This window comes from Microlunatus sp. M237, assembly GCF_056896895.1.
In genome coordinates this window covers 160,390-178,881 of the sequence record NZ_JBXHBL010000002.1, presented here as the reverse complement: position 1 = coordinate 178,881, position 18,492 = coordinate 160,390, and the positions used below count along the sequence as shown (strand labels likewise).

At 71.1% G+C, this 18,492-nt stretch carries 19 protein-coding genes and 1 riboswitch; of the genes, 13 read left to right on the top strand and 6 right to left on the bottom strand.

All coding sequences use genetic code 11. The annotated features are described in order from the left end of the window. Nucleotides 1-7: 7 nt before the first annotated feature. Nucleotides 8-1,750 carry a DEDD exonuclease domain-containing protein gene (locus AC1XX3_RS07035; RefSeq protein ID WP_483320374.1) on the bottom strand — a complete coding sequence of 581 codons (1,743 nt, stop codon included), beginning with the start codon at nt 1,748-1,750 and terminating at the stop codon, nt 8-10. 129 nt (nt 1,751-1,879) lie between these two features. Here AC1XX3_RS07035 and AC1XX3_RS07030 point away from each other — a divergent pair, with 129 nt between their 5' ends. From AC1XX3_RS07030 to AC1XX3_RS07005, 6 genes are all read left to right on the top strand, one after another. Beyond that, nucleotides 1,880-2,116 carry a hypothetical protein gene (locus AC1XX3_RS07030; RefSeq protein ID WP_483320373.1) on the top strand — a complete coding sequence of 79 codons (237 nt, stop codon included), beginning with the start codon at nt 1,880-1,882 and terminating at the stop codon, nt 2,114-2,116. A 148-nt stretch (nt 2,117-2,264) separates the two neighbouring features. Further along, nucleotides 2,265-2,437, top strand: a riboswitch (cyclic di-AMP (ydaO/yuaA leader). An 8-nt stretch (nt 2,438-2,445) separates the two neighbouring features. Beyond that, nucleotides 2,446-3,645: a C40 family peptidase gene (locus AC1XX3_RS07025; RefSeq protein WP_483320372.1), complete on the top strand. Its 1,200-nt coding sequence runs from the start codon at nt 2,446-2,448 to the stop codon at nt 3,643-3,645. A 223-nt stretch (nt 3,646-3,868) separates the two neighbouring features. Then, nucleotides 3,869-4,972: a peptidase MA family metallohydrolase gene (locus tag AC1XX3_RS07020; protein WP_483320371.1), complete on the top strand. Its 1,104-nt coding sequence runs from the start codon at nt 3,869-3,871 to the stop codon at nt 4,970-4,972. Next, a complete protein-coding gene (locus AC1XX3_RS07015; protein WP_483320370.1) occupies nt 4,972-6,081 on the top strand; it encodes a glycosyltransferase family 4 protein in 1,110 nt (369 codons plus the stop codon). The genes AC1XX3_RS07020 and AC1XX3_RS07015 overlap by 1 nt, the downstream gene beginning before the upstream one ends. Before the next feature lie 91 nt (nt 6,082-6,172). Beyond that, a complete protein-coding gene (locus AC1XX3_RS07010) occupies nt 6,173-6,601 on the top strand; it encodes an SRPBCC family protein (RefSeq protein WP_483320369.1) in 429 nt (142 codons plus the stop codon). 2 nt (nt 6,602-6,603) lie between these two features. Beyond that, the gene (locus AC1XX3_RS07005; RefSeq protein ID WP_483320368.1) at nt 6,604-7,761 is read left to right on the top strand and encodes an ROK family glucokinase; all 1,158 of its coding nucleotides are present in this window, start codon (nt 6,604-6,606) and stop codon (nt 7,759-7,761) included. 16 nt (nt 7,762-7,777) lie between these two features. Here the strand turns inward: AC1XX3_RS07005 and AC1XX3_RS07000 are convergent, their stop codons facing one another. Next, nucleotides 7,778-8,254, bottom strand: a complete 477-nt coding sequence (locus AC1XX3_RS07000; protein ID WP_483320367.1) for a hypothetical protein — start codon at nt 8,252-8,254, stop codon at nt 7,778-7,780. A 1-nt stretch (nt 8,255) separates the two neighbouring features. Then, the gene (locus AC1XX3_RS06995) at nt 8,256-9,080 is read right to left on the bottom strand and encodes an alpha/beta hydrolase (protein WP_483320366.1); all 825 of its coding nucleotides are present in this window, start codon (nt 9,078-9,080) and stop codon (nt 8,256-8,258) included. 137 nt (nt 9,081-9,217) lie between these two features. Here AC1XX3_RS06995 and AC1XX3_RS06990 point away from each other — a divergent pair, with 137 nt between their 5' ends. Together AC1XX3_RS06990 and AC1XX3_RS06985 are read left to right on the top strand one after the other, a co-directional pair. Further along, complete coding sequence (locus AC1XX3_RS06990; protein ID WP_483320365.1) at nt 9,218-10,021, top strand: lysophospholipid acyltransferase family protein; 804 nt, start codon at nt 9,218-9,220, stop codon at nt 10,019-10,021. 77 nt (nt 10,022-10,098) lie between these two features. Continuing rightward, nucleotides 10,099-10,809: a lysophospholipid acyltransferase family protein gene (locus AC1XX3_RS06985; protein ID WP_483321159.1), complete on the top strand. Its 711-nt coding sequence runs from the start codon at nt 10,099-10,101 to the stop codon at nt 10,807-10,809. Nucleotides 10,810-10,868: 59 nt separating this feature from the next. Here the strand turns inward: AC1XX3_RS06985 and AC1XX3_RS06980 are convergent, their stop codons facing one another. Beyond that, the gene (locus AC1XX3_RS06980; protein WP_483320364.1) at nt 10,869-11,978 is read right to left on the bottom strand and encodes a serine hydrolase domain-containing protein; all 1,110 of its coding nucleotides are present in this window, start codon (nt 11,976-11,978) and stop codon (nt 10,869-10,871) included. 109 nt (nt 11,979-12,087) lie between these two features. On the opposite strand from AC1XX3_RS06980, the gene AC1XX3_RS06975 reads away from it, so the two are divergent. The 5 genes from AC1XX3_RS06975 to AC1XX3_RS06955 all read left to right on the top strand — a co-directional run bounded on the left by AC1XX3_RS06975 (nt 12,088) and on the right by AC1XX3_RS06955 (nt 16,295). Beyond that, nucleotides 12,088-13,482, top strand: a complete 1,395-nt coding sequence (locus AC1XX3_RS06975) for a class II 3-deoxy-7-phosphoheptulonate synthase (RefSeq protein ID WP_483320363.1) — start codon at nt 12,088-12,090, stop codon at nt 13,480-13,482. Continuing rightward, entirely contained in the window at nt 13,479-14,519 is a 1,041-nt protein-coding gene (locus AC1XX3_RS06970; protein ID WP_483320362.1) for a threonine aldolase family protein, read from the top strand. Before AC1XX3_RS06975 ends, AC1XX3_RS06970 begins: the two co-directional genes overlap by 4 nt. Beyond that, a complete protein-coding gene (locus tag AC1XX3_RS06965) occupies nt 14,516-14,890 on the top strand; it encodes a DUF6678 family protein (RefSeq protein ID WP_483320361.1) in 375 nt (124 codons plus the stop codon). The genes AC1XX3_RS06970 and AC1XX3_RS06965 overlap by 4 nt, the downstream gene beginning before the upstream one ends. Nucleotides 14,891-14,942: 52 nt before the next feature. Further along, nucleotides 14,943-15,587: an MBL fold metallo-hydrolase gene (locus tag AC1XX3_RS06960; RefSeq protein ID WP_483320360.1), complete on the top strand. Its 645-nt coding sequence runs from the start codon at nt 14,943-14,945 to the stop codon at nt 15,585-15,587. 66 nt (nt 15,588-15,653) lie between these two features. Continuing rightward, entirely contained in the window at nt 15,654-16,295 is a 642-nt protein-coding gene (locus AC1XX3_RS06955; protein ID WP_483320359.1) for an SDR family oxidoreductase, read from the top strand. A 16-nt stretch (nt 16,296-16,311) separates the two neighbouring features. Here AC1XX3_RS06955 and AC1XX3_RS06950 read toward each other — a convergent pair whose 3' ends face one another. Then, a complete protein-coding gene (locus AC1XX3_RS06950) occupies nt 16,312-17,592 on the bottom strand; it encodes a hypothetical protein (RefSeq protein WP_483320358.1) in 1,281 nt (426 codons plus the stop codon). Then, the gene (locus tag AC1XX3_RS06945) at nt 17,589-18,440 is read right to left on the bottom strand and encodes a DMT family transporter (protein ID WP_483320357.1); all 852 of its coding nucleotides are present in this window, start codon (nt 18,438-18,440) and stop codon (nt 17,589-17,591) included. Before AC1XX3_RS06945 ends, AC1XX3_RS06950 begins: the two co-directional genes overlap by 4 nt. Nucleotides 18,441-18,492 lie beyond the last annotated feature (52 nt).

Here is an 18,492-nt window from a genome sequence, read left to right as displayed (position 1 = left end):
CGACTCGTCATGGATTCGGCCGGTCCGGCCGCACGTCCGGATCGAGCTCGTCGCCCAGGGCATAGCGCACCAGGGCGGCGTGACTGAGCACTGCGTGCAGCGGCCACATCCAGTCACCGGTGATGTCGATCAGGCGGACCCCCGGCTGCTCCAGCCAGTCCGCGATCCGTTCCGCCTCCTCGAATCCGCCGGCCGGCTGTGGTCCCACCGGCGGGGCCACCGTCTCCGCGGTGGCGCAGACCGCTCGAGCGACCGCCTGCGGGACATCGTGCGGGGTCGCCACCGCCGCGCCCGCGAGCCGGCCATAGCGGATCACATGGATGTGCCAGTCGTTCTCCTCCCGGCGCGCGGCCACGATCTCGGGGCAGGCCGCCAAGCTGCGGACCCGGTGGAACCGGCGCCCGGTGCTGGTCAAGGTCTCCAGCCGCCGGCGGATCAGGTCCGCCTCCTCATAGCGCTGCTGGTCCACCAGGCGACGCAGCCGCGACCGGAGCGCGCGCACGGCTGGACGTACGTCGGTGGAGAGGGCGGTGCGGACCTCCTCGACCAGCGCCCCGTACGCATCGACGGTGATCGAGCCGTCGCACGGCGCGCTGCAGCGACCCATGCCGGCCAGGGCACAGGCGACGGTGCGGGCCGTACGGCTCAACCGCGGCGTGCACTGGCGGATCGGGAACCCGTCGTAGAGCGCCAACACCACGTCCTCGGCCGCCTGCCGACGCCGGAACGGGCCGAAGTACGTCGCCGCGTCGTCGCGCACCTGCCGCACCACCGACAGCCGGGGGAACGGCTCTTCGGTGATCTTGATCCACTGCTGGCGCTCCGGAAACTTGGAACGACGGTTGTAGCGCGGGCGGTGGGCGGCGATCAGCCGCAGCTCGCACACCTCGGCCTGTAGCGGGGTCTCGCAGGTGATCGCCTCCACCCCGGTGGCCAGCCGCACCATCTCGTCCATCCGCGGTCTGGTCTCCGAGGCGGTGAAGTAGGTGCGGACCCGCTTGCGTACGTTCTTGGAGGTGCCGACATAGAGGATGTGGCGCTCCGCACCCTGGTCGGCGACGAAGAAATAGACGCCGGGCCGCTCCGGCAGGTCGCTGGCCCAGGTCCGCTTGGCCCGCCGCTGCGGCGACACCCGGCGGGTGAACTCGTGCAGGTCCTCGATGGTGTGCACGCCGAGGTTGCCGACCCGCTCGATCAGACCGTGCAGCACATCGACGGTGGCGCGGGCGTCCTGCAGCGCGCGGTGGTTGGGCGTGCTGGTGGCGCCGAAGTGGCGGGCCAGGGTGGCGAGCTTGTGGTTGGGCACCTCGTCGCGCAGCATGATCTGCCGCGCCAGGCTGACCGTGTCGAGCACCGGCCACTTCGGCCACGGATACCCGTGCTCCGCACACGCCCGGCGCAGGAAACCGACGTCGAAGGAGGCGTTGTGCGCCACCAGCACCGTCTGGTCGGCGAAGGCCAGATACGCCGGCAGCACCTGACCCAGGGTGGGGGAGTCGGCGACCATCTGGTTGGTGATCCCGGTCAGCACGGCGATCAGGGGCGGAATGTGCGAGCGCGGGTTGACCAGGGTCTGGAACTCGCCGAGCACGACCCCGCCGCGCACCTTCACCGCGCCGATCTCGGTGATGGCGTCGGTCTCGGCTCCGCCGGTGGTCTCCAGGTCCACGACGCAGAAGGTGACGTCGGCCAGGTGGGTGCCGAGATCCTCGAAGGACGCCTGCAGACTCGGGGCCGGTGCGGTGCTCATGTCGAGGAACGTTAGGTCGGCCTACTGACAGTTGCGTCACTCCTGTCACAGGCGATCGCTGCAGAACTGTCAGAGGCGCCGTGCACCGTGGTCTCGACGGACCGGATCGGTCCCGATGAGGAGGACGCGATGAACACCCTGCACGTCGACTGCGACAGCTGCGCTGCCCGTGGCCCCGCCTGTGGCGACTGCGTGATCACCGTCCTGCTGGGCGCGCCCCCGCAGGGCGTGGACCTGGACAGCGATGAGCGAGCCGCGCTCGCGGCGCTGGCGGAGTCCGGACTGGTGCCGCCGCTGCGGTTGGTCCCCGGAGCCCGCCGCGGCACGTCTGTGCAGTCCCCGTTCGACTGGCAGGAGCACGGCTGAGCCCGGCGTCGGCAGCGCAGGAATGGCCCTGCGGCGGCCGGGACGCTGTCGGCGTCGTCCAACCGTGATACTCGCGGTTTGCCAGTGACCATTTCGTGACCTAATGTGTCCTCAGCATCGTGGTGCACCAGATGACACAAGTTGTCGGCCAGGATGCACGCTGAGTCTCGAGGCCCTTCACCACGGTGAGCGGCCCCCGGGAGCCGGGGAACCAATATTGTTGGGGTGAATCGGCAGCTCGCACTGGGTGCGAGATGTCGTAGGACTACCTTCCCAGTCCGAATCCGTCAGCTCACCTGGTAGGCGTCAATGTGAAGGGGAATGTCTGCGTGACCTCACGCTCTCGCGAGGCCAACGGTCGTCTGGTGCAACTGCGCACCGCCTGTCGTTCGGGGATCCTGGGTCTTGCGGTGCTGGCGCTCGCCGCCACGCTGGCCGGTGGACCCGGTAGCAGCCCCGCCGCCGCCGATCCGGCCCTGACCATCGCCGACGCGAAGGCGCAGATCGAGAAGCTGGAGACCGAGGCCGCAGCGCTCGACCAGGACTACGCGGGTGTCAAGGAGAAGATCGACACCGGCAAGCGGAAGCTCCAGACCAAGCAGGCCGACGTCAAGGCTCAGACCGCCAAGGTCGCCGCGATGCGCCGCCAGGTCGGGCAGGTCGCCCTGGCCCAGTTCCAGAACCGCAGCATCGACACCACCGCCCAGCTCTTCTTCACCTCCGACACCGACGGCTTCTTGAGCCAGGTCTCCACTGTCGAGAAGGTCAGCGAGAACCAGAACACCGTCCTCCAGGACTTCCAGACTCAGCGGGCATCGCTGGCCGACCTCGAGCGGTCAGCCGCCAGCGACCTGACCACCCTGCAGCAGCAGGAGAAGGATCTGGCCGCGCTGCGGAAGCAGTCGGACGCCAAGATCGCCGAGTCCAAGGCTGTCCTGGCCAAGCTCACCGCCGAGGAGCGTGCCCGCCTCGCCGCCGAGGAGAAGCGCAAGCAGGAAGAGGCGGCCGCCGCCGCCGAGTCGGCCCAACCGGCCGCCACCGACACCTCGCGGACCACCGACCCGACCCGGACGACCGACACCACGCGGTCGACCGACACCACGGACAGCACCTCGCGGACCACCAACCGCAAGGACGCGGCCGACGACACCAGCACCGACGGCGCCGCGCTCACCGGTTCCAGCCGCGGCCAGAAGGCACTCGCCTTCGCCCGCCAGCAGATCGGCAAGCCGTACCGCTACGGCGCGACCGGGCCGAGCGCGTACGACTGCTCGGGTCTGACCGGGGCAGCGTGGCGCGCGGCCGGGGTCACCCTGTCCCGCACCTCCCAGGCCCAGTTCAGCAACGGGACCGCAGTCTCCCGGGAGAACCTGCAGCCGGGCGACCTGGTCTTCTTCTACAGCGGGATCAGCCACGTCGGCCTCTACGCCGGCAACGGCACGGTGCTGCACGCTTCGCGTCCGGGCAAGCCCGTTGGCTACGCGAGCCTGTCTGACATGCCCTACGCCGGTGCGCGCCGTCCGGGCTGATCGGTTCCCCCCTTCGACGTCACGGCTCCTCCCTTCCCGGGGGGAGCCGTCGTCGTCTGCCCAGCTGCCGCGCCGCAGGCTGCTCGCCGGTCTGCTCGCGCTGCCGTGGCTGGCGAGCTGCCACGGCCAGCCCGCCAGTCCCGCCAGGCCCGCCGGCCCGGCAACCCACGCTCCCGTCCCACCGGACGACAGCGCGGAGCGCACGACTGCTCTGCTCCAAGCGTTGGCCACAGCGGTCATGGCCGGCGACACCGCGGCGTACGCGGACTGCTTCGCGCTGCTCGACTCCGCCTTCACCCCCGTGGTGCAGCGCTGGCGAGACAACCTCGACGCGTTGCCGCTGACAACGTTCGAGCTGTCTGCCGATGGCCGCGCGGCCGCGCTGGCGCCCGAACGGCTCGCCCGGCTGGGCGCCGGGGCGCAGGCGAGGGGCGTGGTGGTGCGCTGGCAGCTGCGCGGCGAGACGGCCCCGGCCGAGCACCGCGTCTGGCTCACGATCGCCGACCGCGACCGGCGGCTACGGATCGTCGGGGCCACCGACACCGACGGGTCCGTCAGCCCGCAGCCGTCCTGGTGGCTGGAGCCGGTCCGGGTGGCCAGCACAGCCACCTCGACAGCGGTGGTGGCCACCGGCGACCCAGCCGCCTGGGCCGACCGGGCGGCCCGCGCCGCCGCTGCCGTTCGGGCCGGCGTTCCCCCCGCGCTGTGGCACGGCTGGACCGGCGCGACGGTGATCGCGGTGCCGTCCAGTCAGGTCGGGTTCGAACGCGTGCTCGGCGTGCAGACCGGTTCCTACGCCGGGATCGCTGCGGTGGCCTGGCCGGAAGGTGAGAACCCGGCCACGGCCCCGGTCCGGGTCGTCATCAACCCGGCGCGGGTCCGCGGCTTGTCGGAGGAAGGGCTGGACATCTTGTTGACCCATGAGACCACCCACGTGGCTACCCGCTCTGCCGCCTCACCGGCCCCCACCTGGCTGGTAGAGGGGTACGCCGACTACGTCGCCTACCGGGCGCATCCGGCGGCCCGGTCGGCCGTGGCCGCGCCGCTGCTCGAGGCCGTACGGCGCGACGGCCCACCGCAGAGCCTGCCCGCCGATGCCTCGTTCGGTCCCGGCGCCGACCAGCTCGAACTGCGCTACGCCGAGGCCTGGCTGGCCTGCCGGTTCCTGGCCGAGCGGTGGTCACCCGCCGCCCTGGCCGACCTCTACGCCCGGGTCGACGGCGGGATGGCGGTCGATGCCGCCCTGCGTGCGGTGACCGGCACTGATCAGGCGGCCTTCACCCGCGCGTGGAGCCGAGATCTGGCTGACCGGGCGCGGCGGAGCTGATGGCGACCACGCTGGTCATCAGCAACGACTTCCCACCCCGGATCGGGGGGATCGAGTCCTTCGTTGCCGACGTCTGCGATCTGCTCGACCATGACGTGGTCGTCCTCACCTCCACCGAGCCCGGAGCGGCCGAGCACGACGCCGCCTTGGCCTTCCCGGTCGTCCGCCGCGGCCGGGTGCTGCTGCCCACCGCCGCGACGACGGCGACCGCGGTGGACCTGCTCCGCGCGCACCGGGCGACCCGGGTCGTCTTCGGGGCGGCCGCACCGCTGGCGGCCATGGCGGGACCGCTGCGGCGCGCCGGGGCGACGCGACTGCTGGGCCTCAGCCACGGGCACGAGACCTGGTGGTCGACGGTGCCGGGTGCCCGGACGGCGTGGCGACGGATGGCCGAAGGGCTGGACCATGTGTCGACCATCTCCGACTACACCGCCGGCCGGATCGCCCCTGCGCTCGGTCCCGGTGCCCGCGCCGGCCTGATCCGGATCCCCCCGCCGGTCGACGTCGACCGGTTCCGGCCCGGCCACCGCGTCGATGCCCGGCCGCGCTGTATCGCGGTGGCACGGTTCGTCCGGCAGAAGGGGTTCGCCACGCTGCTCCGGGCGTGGCGGCGGGTCCTCGACGGCTGGCCGGGCGACCAGCCGACGCCGGAGCTGGTGCTGGTCGGCGACGGTCCGCAGCGAGGCAGGATCGAGCGGCAGGCGCGCAGGCTCGACCTGACCGCGTCGCTCCGCCTGACCGGGGCCGTGCCGCGGTCGGCGGTGCTCCGCGAGCTGCAGAACGCCGACGTGTTCGCGCTGCCGGTCCGGACTCGGCTCGCGGGTCTGAACCCGGAAGGTCTCGGCCTGGGCTTCCTTGAGGCAGCCGCCTGCGGGCTGCCGGTGCTGGTCGGCGATTCCGGCGGGGCTCCCGAGACCGTGCAACCGGGCCGGACGGGCCTGGTGCTGGCCTCCGACGACGAGGTCGGATTCGCCGCCGCGCTGAGCGAGTTGTTACAGGATCGAGACCGGTGCCGGGCGATGGGGGAGGCCGGGCGGGCGTACGTGACCGGGTGGTTCGGCTCCGCGGCGGTCCGGGCGACGCTGCGGGCGGCCCTCGACCTGGGATGACCCAGACGATGCGGGAGTGACACGGGGTGAGCAGTTATTGTTCTGGGAGGTGCGGTGGCGCACCACCCACCACGTACGGCGAGGAGCACACATGGCAAGTCAGACGAGCGCCAGCATCGATATCGCGGCCTCGCCCGCGGAGGTGATGACGGTGATCGCCGACTTCGCGTCCTACCCGGCGTGGGTGGACTCGATGAAGTCTGCCGAGGTGCAGACGACTGGCGCCGACGGCAAGCCGGAGACCGTACGGATGGTTCTCGACCATGCCTTGGTCAAGGACGACTACGTGCTGCGTTACGAGTGGACCGACGACAACGTCAGCTGGCACCTGGTCCAGGGCACGCTCCTGAAGAAGATGGACGGGTCCTATCGGGTCCAGCCGTCGCCGACGGGCACGACGGTGACGTACACCCTCGCTGTCGACGTCAACATGCCGATGATCGGCATGATCAAGCGCAAGGCCGAGAAGACGATCATCGATGGCGCTCTGACGGGGCTGAAGAAGCGCGTGGAGGGCTGAGCATGACGGTCCCCGCCCCCCAGACCGGCCCCGCCGGGCTGCCCCGGACCTCCCCGCAGCGCAGTCTGGCGTTGCCCCAGCCGTTGAGCATCGGCATCGACATCGGCGGCACCAAGGTCGCCGCGGGTGTGGTCGACGACAGCGGCGTGATCCTGGAGCGGCTGCTCGAGCCGACGCCGTCGCACAGCCCCAAAGCCGTCGAGGACGCCATCGTCCGCGTCGTCGACCGGCTGCGCTCGTCCCACACGGTCGAGTCCGTCGGCATCGGGGCGGCCGGTTGGGTCGACAACGCCCAGGCGGTGGTGGCGTTCTCGCCGCACCTGGCCTGGCGGGCCGAGCCGCTGAAGGAGCAGCTGTCGAAGCGGATCGACCTGCCCCTGATCGTCGACAACGACGCCAACGCCGCCGCCTGGGCGGAATACCGCTTCGGCGCGGGACAGGGCGCGTCGGTGATGGTCTGCATCACCCTCGGTACCGGGATCGGCGGCGGTCTGGTGATCAACGGCCAGCTGTTCCGGGGGACGTACGGGATGGCCGGCGAATGGGGCCACATGATCAGCGTGCCGGGCGGCCAGCGCTGCGAGTGCGGCAACCGCGGCTGCTGGGAGCAGTACGCCTCCGGCAATGCCCTGGTCCGCGAGGCCCGCGAGCTGGCGCGTAGCGGTTCGCCACTGGCGTACCGCCTGCTGAAGCTGGTCGGCGGCGATCCGGACAAGATCACCGGCCCGCTCGTCACCGAGGCGGCGCTGCAGGGCGAGCAGGTGGCGATCGAGCTGCTGGCCGATGTCGGTCACTGGCTGGGTCAGGGGATCGCCAACCTCACCGCCGCCTTGGACCCGGATCTGTTCGTCATCGGCGGCGGCGTGAGCGCAGCCGGGGAGCTGCTGCGCGCGCCGGCCCAGGCGACTTTCGCCCGCACGCTCACCGGCCGCGGCTATCGGCCCGAGGCCAAGCTGGTGTTGGCGCACTTCCGCAACGACGCCGGCCTGATCGGGGCGGCGGACCTGGCCCGGCACGCCATGATCGAACCGCCGCAGTCGGGTCAGTTCGGGTTCTGGCCGCGACGCCGCAAGAGCGGCGCCCGCAAGCGTCTGCGGGAGCGGCGCGACGGCGTGCTCAGCACCCGCGGCGCCGCCGGCCGCCGGTCCCCCCGGGTCTAGTCGGCGGGCGTTCGGCTCACAGGACGGCGCCGTCGCCCGAACCGGGCGGCCGTGATCGGGGCAGCCGGCTGAACAACAGCCCCATGCCGGCGACGAAGCCGACCAGGGCCAGCCAGCCGGCCCAGTCGGGCAGCGAGGTGCCGACCACGGCCGCGAGCATGACCAGGATCGAATAGCCCAGACCCAGCCAGGCGATGAGCACGGGCCAGGCCGGCCGGGGCAGCGGCGCGGGATCCTCGGGGACGAACGGGTCGTCCACCTCGGCGCCCGGATCGTCGGCGACCGGGTCGTCGTGAAACAGCGGGTGCTGGTCGGCCCAGCTGCCGTCCGGCGGCGGGGGCGCCCACGACTCCGCGGTCGACTCGGCCTCGGTCGGGACCGGTCGCTGCCCGGCGAGCGGGTCGGGACGGTCCGAGGTCAGGTGATAGCCCGCTACCAGGTCGGCGAAGGCGCGGTCGACAGCCTCCCGGTCGTCCTCGCTCGGGCGGGTCACCTCAGTTCGTCCGCAGCCGCGAAAAGAAGGCGCTGCTGCCGGCGAAGATCTCTTCGGCGTCGTAGTCCATGGTCGCTACATGGTAGCTGCGTTCCAGCACCACCTCGGTGCGCTCCGGAGAACGGATCCGGTCCAAGATCATGGCTGCCGAGCTGGGGTCGACCACATGGTCCACCCGGGAGCGGTAGAGCAGCATCGGCTGATCCACGGCGGCCAGATCGGCGCGGATCAGCGACCACATCCGGGTCAACGAGTGCAGCGCATGCAGGGGAGTCCGGTCGTAGCCACTCTCGGCCATGTCGGGGCGGGCGATATCACTGCTGATGCCTGCCAGCGAGCCGACCAGATGCCGCAGCACCGGCAGGCCAGCGAGCCGCAGGTCCGCGGAGCGTACGGCCGGGTTGACCAAGGTGATGCCGGCGATCCGGTCGCCGTACTGCTCGGCCAGCCGCAGCGACAACGAGCCACCCATCGACAGCCCGCAGAGGAAGACCGAGTCACACTCGGCCAGCAGCACCCGGAGCTCGCGCTCCACCACCGCGTACCAGTCGTTCCAGGTCGTGGTGTTGAGCTCCTGCCAGGTGGTGCCGTGACCGGGCAGCCTGGGGAGGGCCACCCGGAAGCCATTCGCCTCGAGGTGCTCGGCCCACGCTCGCATCGACCGCGGCGAGCCGGTGAAGCCGTGGCACAACAGCACGCCGGCCGGGCCGCTGCCGCCGTAGTACGGCTCTGCGTCAGCCGCCACTGACGCCGGCGCCGGAGCCGCGTCGATCGTCGTGCCACGGGCCGGGGCGAAGGACGAGAACATCCGGGTGACAGACTTCATCTGGGCATCGTAGGCCGCTTCGGCAGCTTCGTGTGGTGGGGCCGCCAAGTCGCGCGACTCGGGTCACCCCCTAGGGTTTGGCCCGAGGTCCCACGTCGGTGGGCCCCGGTGGCAGTAGGCAAGGTCAGGAGGATCCGTTGTTGTACTGGCTGTTCAAGTGGGTGCTGTTCCTGCCCGCTCTGCGCCTGTTCTGCCGTCCGTGGGTGGAGGGCCAGGAGAACGTGCCGGCGACCGGCCCGGCGATTCTGGTCGCCAACCACATCTCAGCCGGTGACACCTTCCTGCTGCCGGCCATGGTCAAGCGCAGGGTCACCTTCCCGGCCAAGGCGGAGCTGTTCCAAGGCGGTGGCGGCCTGCGCGCCGGGGTGGTCAGCTGGTTCCTGCGCAATGTCGGCATGCTGCCGATGGACAGATCCGGTGGCCGGGCCAGCGCCTCGAGCATGGACCCGGTGCTGGAGGTCCTTCGACGCGGTCAGCTGCTCGGCATCTTCCCCGAGGGCACGCGGTCACCCGACGGCCGGCTGTACAAGGGCAAGACCGGGGTGGCCAGGCTGGTGCTGTCGGCCAACGTGATGGTGGTGCCGGTCGGGATGGTCAACACCCAGTTCGTGAAGTCGAAGCTGTTCGGCCTGCCGCTGATGCGCCGCCCCGGTGTGCGGATCGGAGCACCGATGGACTTCAGCCGATACGCCAGTGCGGGCAATGACCGTGACGTGCTGCGCTGGGTCACTGACGAGATCATGGCCGCGGTGATGGAGCTGTCCGGCCAGACCTACGCCGATGCGTACGGTGCGTCAGTCAAGTCCGCCCTGGAGGAAGGTCGCGACTTCGACGTCAAGGAGCTGTCCCGCCCGGGTGAGGGCCGACCCGTGCCGCCGGTGCCGGTGCGAGTCGACTCCGCCGAGGTCGTGCCGCCGGACCCCACGGAGCTGACCGCGTGAACGACCGGATCGTCTCGCTCGGCGGCGAGGGCGACCACCTCGAGCCGGATGCCGGCGGCGGCAAGGGCATCTACTGGATGCTCAAGAACGTGATCCTGGGCCCCGGGGTGCGCAAGGTCTTCCGCCCGATCGAGGAGGGAGTGGAGAACGTCCCCCGCTCCGGCGCGGCGATCGTGGCCAGCAACCACCTGTCCTTCACCGACTGGCTGTTCATGCCGTTGGCCCTCGATCGGCGCGTCACCTTCGTGGCCAAGTCCGACTACTTCAACGGCGTCGGCCTGAAGGGCTGGGCGCAGAAGCGCTTCTTCGCCGGCACCGGCCAGGTCCCGATCGACCGGACCGGCGGTCGGGCCAGCGAGGGAGCGCTGCGGGCCGGGCTCAAGGTGCTGCAGCGCGGTGAGCTGTTCGGCATCTACCCCGAGGGCACCCGCAGCCACGACGGACGGCTGTACAAGGGCCGGACCGGTGTGGCCCGGTTGGCCCTGCTCGCCGGCGTACCGGTGATCCCGTCGGCGGTGATCGGCACTGACGTGATCGCCCCGCCCGGCAAGATCGTGCGCAAGATCGTCAGCCCCACGGTTCGGTTCGGCAAACCGTTGGACTTCTCCCGCTACGCCGGGATGAGCGAGGACCGCTTCATCCTGCGCTCCATCACCGACGAGGTGATGTACGCGATCATGGAGCTGTCCGGCCAGGAGTACGTCGACCTGTACGCCTCCACGGCCAAGGAGCTCGCCGCCAAGGAGGCCGCGGCCGATGACGAGGCCGAGACCTTCCCGCAGGCCTGATCGCGACCGAGCCCGGGCCCCTCAGATCGGATCGGTGCGGTCGGATCGGATCGGATCGGTCAGATCGGATCGGTGAGGAGCGCGACCCCCACCTCGTCGACGGACTTCTGCACGGCCGACAGCACCACCACCGCCCGGCCCGCCTGCTGGTCGAAGCCCAGGAAGGCCGTGTAGCCGCCGGTGCCACCGTTGTGCCAGGTGATCCGCTGACCGTCCGCGGTGGTGGTGGTCAGCCAGAAGGTGCCGATCCGGGTGCTGTCGGTGTCGGTGTCGGCGATCGGCTCCAGCGCCGCCATTCCCGGCGCCCGGCCGCGCAGCACGGCGGTGGCCAGTCGGGCCAGGTCGCTGGAGGTGGTGACCATCGCGCCGGCCGGAGCGTAGGCGTCGAAGCGCCAGGGCTCGGTCGGCTGGCCCAGGGCGGTGCGACCTGACGCGACCAGCGCCGGTCGGTCGGTGAGCTGCAGCGCGGTGCTGGTCATCCCCAGCGGTTCGAACACCCGCTGCCGCATCAGGGTGGGGTAGTCGGTGCCGGTGGCCGCGGCGAGCGCCTGACCGGCGGCGGCCGCGCCGAGGTTGGAATAGGCGAAGCTGCCGCGGGACTCCAGCCCGGCGTCGCGGAGCTCGCCCAGCATCGCCTCCGGGGAGGTGCTGTAGGGCTCCACTCCGGGAAGAACCGACGCCAGCCCGCGCAGCCGGGTGGAGCCGCCGACTGTCGGCAGCCCTGCCCGGTGGGTGGTCAGCTCACGCAGCGACACGGCGCCGATCGGGGAGCCAGCCAGGTCCAGGTGGGCGCTCACGGGGTCGTCGAGGGACAGCTCGCCCCGCCGCACCGCGTCGGCCAGCGCGAGGCCGGTGACCGCCTTGGTGATCGAGCCGGCCTCGTAGGTCGAGTCGGCGGTGCGGCCGAAGTCGGCGTGGCGGACCGAGCCGTCCGGCTCCACCACGGCGACGCTCAGGTCCCCGTACCCCTCGAGGCCGGCCAGCCGCTCCAGCAGTGCGGGGTCGCCGGTGCGAGGGTTCGCCAGCCGTGGCCGCGACGGCCAGGTGAGCACCGTGACCAGCACGGTGAGCGCAACCAGCGCGGCCAGCACCGAGATCACGGCGCGCTCGGCCCGACGACTACGGAGAAATCCGCGCGGCCGCGGCACAGAGGTGGAGGAGTCGGTCATACGCGCAAGTATTCCGGATTTCCGTAATAACGCAAACATTCGGTCTACCGGACCGTCCGCTGGCTGGCGACCGGCGGAGGGCTGCGGCGAAAACGTCTACAGTATCGGGGTGTCTGTAAAGCCCGAGGTCCCGTCGCTGGATGCTCTGCACGCCCTGAACCCCCTGCAGCAGCCGACCTACGCCGACGCCACCGCCGTCGACGAGGTGATCACCAAGCTGCGCAAGCTGCCGCCCCTGGTGTTCGCCGGTGAGTGCGACGAGCTGCGCACCAAGATGGCCAGCGTCGCCGCCGGCGAGGCCTTCCTGCTCCAGGGCGGCGACTGTGCCGAGACCTTCGATGGGGTCACGGCCGACAACATCTCCAACAAGCTCCGCACACTGCTGTCGATGGCCGTCGTGCTGACCTACGCCGCCCAGGTGCCGATCGTCAAGGTCGGGCGGATGGCGGGTCAGTACGCCAAGCCGCGCTCCTCGGACAGCGAGACCCGGGGCGACGTGACGCTGCCCGCCTACCGCGGTGACGCGGTCAACGGCTTCGCCTTCACGCCCGAGTCGCGCGAGCCCGACCCGCAGCGGCTCCTCGGCGTCTACAACGCCTCCGCTGCCACCCTCAACCTGAGCCGGGCGTTCCTGACCGGTGGCTTCGCCCACCTGCGCAGCGTCCACTCCTGGAACGCCGACTTCGTCAAGAACTCCGCGGCCGGGGTGCAATACCAGAACCTGGCCAACGAGATCGACCGTGCGCTGGCCTTCATGGTCGCCTGCGGCATCGATGAGCGCGAGTTCGCCACCGTCGACTTCTACAGCAGCCACGAGGCGCTGATCATGGAGTACGAGCACGCGATGACGCGGATCGACTCTCGCACCGCCAACCCGTACGGGACGTCGGGGCACTTCCTGTGGATCGGGGAGCGGACCCGCCAGCTCGACGGCGCTCACGTGGAGCTGCTGCGCCACGTCCGCAACCCGCTCGGCGTGAAGCTCGGCCCGACGACCACCGCCGACACCGCGCTCGAGCTGGCCGACCGGCTCGATCCCGACCACGAGCCCGGCCGGATCACCTTCATCACCCGGATGGGCGCCGGCAAGATCCGCGACATCCTGCCCGAGGTGGTGTCGAAGGTCACCGCCAGCGGCCGGCAGGTGGCCTGGGTCTGCGACCCCATGCACGGCAACACGTTCGAGGCGGCCAACGGCTACAAGACTCGTGCCTTCGCCGACGTGATGGACGAGCTCAACGGGTTCTTCGACGTTCATGAGGAGCTGGGCACCTGGCCCGGCGGCGTGCATGTCGAGCTGACCGGCGACGACGTCACCGAGTGCGTCGGCGGCAGCCAGGAGCTGGTCGAGGCCGACCTGGTGAACCGCTACGAGACCTTGTGCGACCCGCGGCTCAACCGCAACCAGTCGCTCGAGCTGGCGTTCCTGGTCGCGGAGCGGCTGACCGACGGGCGGATCCGTCGCGCCAACCCCGTTCAGGCGTACTCCCCGGTGTCCTTGTGACGGAGTCCTACGTCGACTTGCGCTCCGACACGCTGACCCGCCCGACCGAGGGGATGCGGGCGGCGATGCTCGCCGCTCCGGTCGGCGACGACGTCTACGGCGAGGACCCCACCGTCAACGCCTTCGAGGCGCGGGTGGCCGCCACCCTCGGCCACGAGGCCGGTCTGTTCTGCGCCACCGGGTCGCTGGCCAACGTGATCGGCGTCCGGCTGCTGGTCGAGCCCGGCCAGGAGGTCATCTGTGACGTCGGTGCGCACATCGCCCGAGCCGAGATGGGTGCCCACGCCGCCTTGAACGGGTTGACCATGCGGACCTTCGGATCCACCCGCGGCCGGCTCGAGCTGGACCAGGTCGAGGCGATCATCTCACCCGACGCCGGACCGTACCTGGTCTCGACCGCAGCCGTAGCGGTGGAGAACACCCACAACTTCGGCGGCGGCACAATCCAGCCGTTCGAGCAGCTGGCCGCGGTCGGTGCGCTGGCCCGCGAGCACGGCATCGGCTATCACCTCGACGGGGCGCGGCTGTTCAACGCCCACGTGGCCACCGGGGTGCCGCTGGCCGACTACGGCTCGTTGTTCGATACCGTCAGCGTCTGCTTCTCCAAGGGCCTGGGCGCCCCGGTCGGGTCGGTGCTGGTCAGCAGCGCCGAGAACATCGCGCGGGCCCGGGTGCTGCGCAAGCGGTTCGGCGGCGGCTGGCGTCAGGCGGGTCTGCTGGCGGCCGGGGCGGCGTACGCCCTCGACCACCACGTGGCCCGGCTGGCCGATGACCACGACGCGGCGCGGGTGTTCGCCGAGACGGTGGCCGAACGGCTGCCCGGCTCGGTGGCGGTCGACACCGTCGAGACCAACATCGTCGTGGTGCACACCGGGGACCGGCGCGCCGTCGACCTGATTCCTTCGATCGCCGCCCGTGGCGTCGGGATGTCGGTGGTCGGTCCGCGGCTGCTGCGCGCCGTGACCCATCTCGACGTCGACGTCGACGCCTGCGCCGCCGCAGGTCGGATCGTCGCCGACGTGATCCGCGCCGCGTGACGGCGTCGGCAGACAGCGAGGCGACGGTGTCGAGCGACGGACCCCCCGAGGCGCCGGCGCAGTTCGTCACCCTGGCGGACGCGCAGCACTGGTCGGACCTGCAGATGGTGATGGAGCAGCTCGGTCCCGCCGCGCCGTACTGGCGGGCCTGCAGCACCCAGGGTGGCGTCTATCCCGCTGAGGGCTGGGACGCCGACTGGGTCCGCCGCTTCCGGTTGGAGACGTACAAGTACCTCGAGTGGTGCGAGCTGGCACCCCGGCCGGGACGCGAGCTCGACCTGGCCGACCTCGGCGAGCTGTGCGAGGCGCTCGGCGTCGAGGTGGAGATCGGTGACGACCGGGTCCGAGCGCTCGGCTACCGGCGGCTCTGACCGGGTACGTCCTCGCGCACGGGGCGTCGCCGCCGTGTCGTAGCGTGTCCCCATGCGCATCACACACCTGGGCCATTCCGCCGTGCTCGTCGAGACCGACACCGTTCGCGTGCTGGTCGACCCCGGCAACTTCTCCACCGGCTGGCACGGTCTGACCGACCTGGACGCCGTCCTGGTGACCCACGTCCATCCGGACCACCTCGACCCCGAGCACGTGCCGGCGCTGCTGGCCGCGAACCCCGCGGCCGCGGTCTACGCCGAGCAGTCCATCGTGACCGCCGAGGACTCGATCCTCAGCGCGGCCACCCCGCTGGCTGCCGACGACACCGTCACCCTCGGCGCCCTCACCATCGAGGCTGTCGGCGGGGTGCACGCGGAGATCCACCGCGATCTCCCGCGGATCGGCAACGTCGGCCTGGTGCTGCGCAGCGAGGGGGAGCCGACCCTGTTCCACCCGGGCGACTCCTACGCCGCGATTCCGGACGGCATCGACGTGCTGGCCATCCCGGCGTACGGTCCGTGGGCGGCGATGAAGGAGACCATCGACTTCGTCCGCGCCGTGGGGGCGCCGCACGGCTTTCCGATCCACGACGAGCTGTTGAATGATCGCGGCCGCGGGCTGGTCTTCGGCCGGGTCAACGCCATGACCGACACGGAGTCGGTCGACCTCCGCGGCGGGACGCCGCATAAGTTCTAGCCCGCGGCGGGACGCCGCATAAGTTCTAGCCGCGGCGGGACGCCGCATTCTTTCTAGGAGCTGACCATGCGTGTTGTCATCGCCGGTGGACACGGCCAGATCGCCCTGCTGCTCTCGTCGCTGCTCGCCGCAGCCGGATCCGAGGCGGTCGGGCTGATCCGCGACCCCGCCCAGGCCGACGACCTGCGCCGAGCCGGCGCTGAGCCGTTGGTGATCGACCTGGAGCAGACCGACGCGGCCACCCTGGCCGGGCACCTCAGCGGGGCCGACGCCGTGGTGTTCGCCGCGGGCGCCGGTCCGGGCAGCACGGCGGAGCGCAAGCTCACCGTGGACCGCGACGGAGCGATCCTGCTGGCCGACGCCGCCGAGCTGGCCGGGGTCCGCCGCTACGTGCTGATCTCGTCGCGAGGCGCCGACAGCTTCGATCCCGACTCCGACGACATCTTCCAGATCTATCTGCGGGCCAAGAGCGAGGCCGACGCCGACGTACGCTCCCGCGACCTCGACTGGACGGTGATCCGTCCGGGCGGGCTGACGAACGAGCCACCGACCGGCCGGGTCCGGGTGGCCGAGGACGCCGATGGCACGATCAGTCGAGCCGACGTGGCGGCCGTGGTGGCATCGGCGCTGGTCAGCGGCCGTGCGGTGCACCGACAGTTCGAGGTGGTGTCCGGCGACACGCCGATCGACGAGGCGCTTCCCGCCTAGCCGGCGCGGCGCCGCGTCAGGTGAGCACGGGGACCGGGGGGGCGGCGCCGCCGAGGTCCTTCCAGACGAACTCCGGGATCCTGGCCAGGAACGCGGTGGCCAGGTCGCCGTACTGGGTCAGCACCATCGTGTCGTGGGCCGGGGGATAGAGGACCAGCTGCGTACCCCGGAGGGTCAGGTTCGGCGGCCGGGTGGCGAGCAGGAACTCCATCATCCGCGGATGGACCACGTCGTGGGCGAACCGAGGGCTCGTGCACTGCACGTCGAAGGTCGTGTTGAAGACTTCGCTCTCGAAGTCGATGGTGCCGCCGCCGAACATCCGCCGCAGCACCGAGTCGGCGGCGATGCTGAGGTGCGGCACCGTGGCCGGCAGCCGGAGCGAGAAGATCGGCTGGCTGTGGTTCTGGGTGTACGTCTGGGTCCGGGTGCCGCCCCTGCCGTCCGAGACGGTCCGCGTCTCGGTGGTCTGCCACCGGTAGAGGAAGGCGGTCATCGGCACCCCGCGAACGGTGCCGACCAGCAGGTCGTCGGTCTTGCGGCCGTGGCCCTGGTCGAACGGGGTCAGGCCGGAGAACTCGGGCAGCACCGAGTCGTCGCGACCCACCAGCACCCAGTCCTGGCCGTAGAACCCCATTCCGGGGGTCTTGGGCGCGATGGCGTAGGGCTGCAGGCGGGCCAGGTCGAGCGACGCGGCGACGGCGTCCAGCCGGTGCAGGTAGGCCTGCAGCTCCTCGGGGTCCTTGGGCGCACCGACCGCGACCAGTGACGTGTGGTCGATGCTGAGGTCGAGCGTCTCGGTCTGGGCCCACGCCAGCAGCTGCTGGCGGACGGGTCCGGTCAGCACCGCCTGCGCGTACGCCGGGTCCTTGGCCCGGGTCAGCAAGGCCGAGGAGAACATCGGGTCCAGGTTCAGCGGCGGCACCAGCGGCACGGCCCGGCGGACGAGCGAACCCCGCGACTCGACGTAGAGCTCGGGCAGGCTGACGCCGAGATCGACCATCGCCACCCGCTCGTCGAACGAGCCGCCGCCCCGCCGGTAGGTGTACTCGAACACCTGGAAGCCCCGCCCGGTGGAGGTACGGCCCTGGATGGACTCGTCGATGCCGCGGTCGAACCCGACGTCGAAGGGCGGATTGCCGAGCCGAGCCACCCGCTCCAGCGTGGGCGACGGGTCGTGCTGCCAGCCGAACTCGGCCAGCTTCTTCTTGTAGAGGTGGCGACGCACGATGAGCAGCACCAGCACGGCCACGATCAGCACGATGGCGAGGACCACGATGACTGTGGTGAGGTCGTTCACGAGGTCTCCTGGGTGGAGTCGGCGGATTGCGGTCGGGCACGCCGGAACCGTGGGGCGAGCTCGACCAGATACATGGCGGCCAGGATGCTCAGCCCACCGACGATCATGCGTACGGTCACCGACTCACCACCTAGGACCACCGCGAAGGCCGCGGCCCATACCGGTTCCATGGACATGATCACAGCCGCGCGGGTCGCATCGACCCGCGCCTGGGCCCACGTCTGCAGAAACATGGTCAGCGCGCCGGCGACCACGGCGAGATACACCAGCGCGGCCCAGTCCACCCCGGAGGTGGGCAGGGCGATTCCGCCGGGGAGCGCCGCCACCGTGCAGACCACGGTGATCACTCCCATCTGCACCACGGTCAGGCTGATCGCCTCGCCCGGCCCACTGAGGCGGCCCAGGGCGATGATGTGACCGGCGTAGACGATGGCCGAGGCCAGCGTGAGCAGCTCGCCGTAGCCGACGGAGAACCCGTTCAGCGACAAGAGGCCGAGGCCGAGGGTGGCCAGTCCCACCGCCCACCACGTGGTGGCCGCCACCCGGGTCCGCAGCAGCAGCGCGGCCAGCACCGGAGTGGCCACGACGTAGAGGCCGGTGACGAACCCGGAGACACTGGCCGAGGTGGCCGCCAGGCCGTACGTCTGCAGGATCTGGGCGACACCGTAGAGCAGGCCGAGCAGCACCCCGGAACGCAGCGTGGTGGCTGACATCTTGAGCTGCCGACCGGCCAGCAGCACCATCGCGACGGTGGCGATGCCGAACCGCAGCGCCAGCATGTCGACGACGCCGATCCGGGTGATCAGGTCCTTGATCAGAAAGAAGGTGGAGCCCCAGGCGGCGGTCATAGCGAGCAGGGCAGCGAAAGCGAGCGGAGATACCCGGTCCGACGGCGCGCTC

Excerpts from the sequence above, each read along its gene's own strand:
- AC1XX3_RS07035 (WP_483320374.1), bottom strand. The coding sequence starts at position 1,750 with ATGAGCACCGCACCGGCCCCGAGTCTGCAGGCGTCCTTCGAGGATCTC.
- AC1XX3_RS07030 (WP_483320373.1), top strand. The coding sequence starts at position 1,880 with ATGAACACCCTGCACGTCGACTGCGACAGCTGCGCTGCCCGTGGCCCC.
- AC1XX3_RS07015 (WP_483320370.1), top strand. The coding sequence starts at position 4,972 with ATGGCGACCACGCTGGTCATCAGCAACGACTTCCCACCCCGGATCGGG.
- AC1XX3_RS07010 (WP_483320369.1), top strand. The coding sequence starts at position 6,173 with ATGGCAAGTCAGACGAGCGCCAGCATCGATATCGCGGCCTCGCCCGCG.
- AC1XX3_RS07005 (WP_483320368.1), top strand. The coding sequence starts at position 6,604 with ATGACGGTCCCCGCCCCCCAGACCGGCCCCGCCGGGCTGCCCCGGACC.
- AC1XX3_RS06995 (WP_483320366.1), bottom strand. The coding sequence starts at position 9,080 with ATGAAGTCTGTCACCCGGATGTTCTCGTCCTTCGCCCCGGCCCGTGGC.
- AC1XX3_RS06985 (WP_483321159.1), top strand. The coding sequence starts at position 10,099 with ATGCTCAAGAACGTGATCCTGGGCCCCGGGGTGCGCAAGGTCTTCCGC.
- AC1XX3_RS06980 (WP_483320364.1), bottom strand. The coding sequence starts at position 11,978 with ATGACCGACTCCTCCACCTCTGTGCCGCGGCCGCGCGGATTTCTCCGT.
- AC1XX3_RS06960 (WP_483320360.1), top strand. The coding sequence starts at position 14,943 with ATGCGCATCACACACCTGGGCCATTCCGCCGTGCTCGTCGAGACCGAC.
- AC1XX3_RS06955 (WP_483320359.1), top strand. The coding sequence starts at position 15,654 with ATGCGTGTTGTCATCGCCGGTGGACACGGCCAGATCGCCCTGCTGCTC.
- AC1XX3_RS06945 (WP_483320357.1), bottom strand. The coding sequence starts at position 18,440 with ATGACCGCCGCCTGGGGCTCCACCTTCTTTCTGATCAAGGACCTGATC.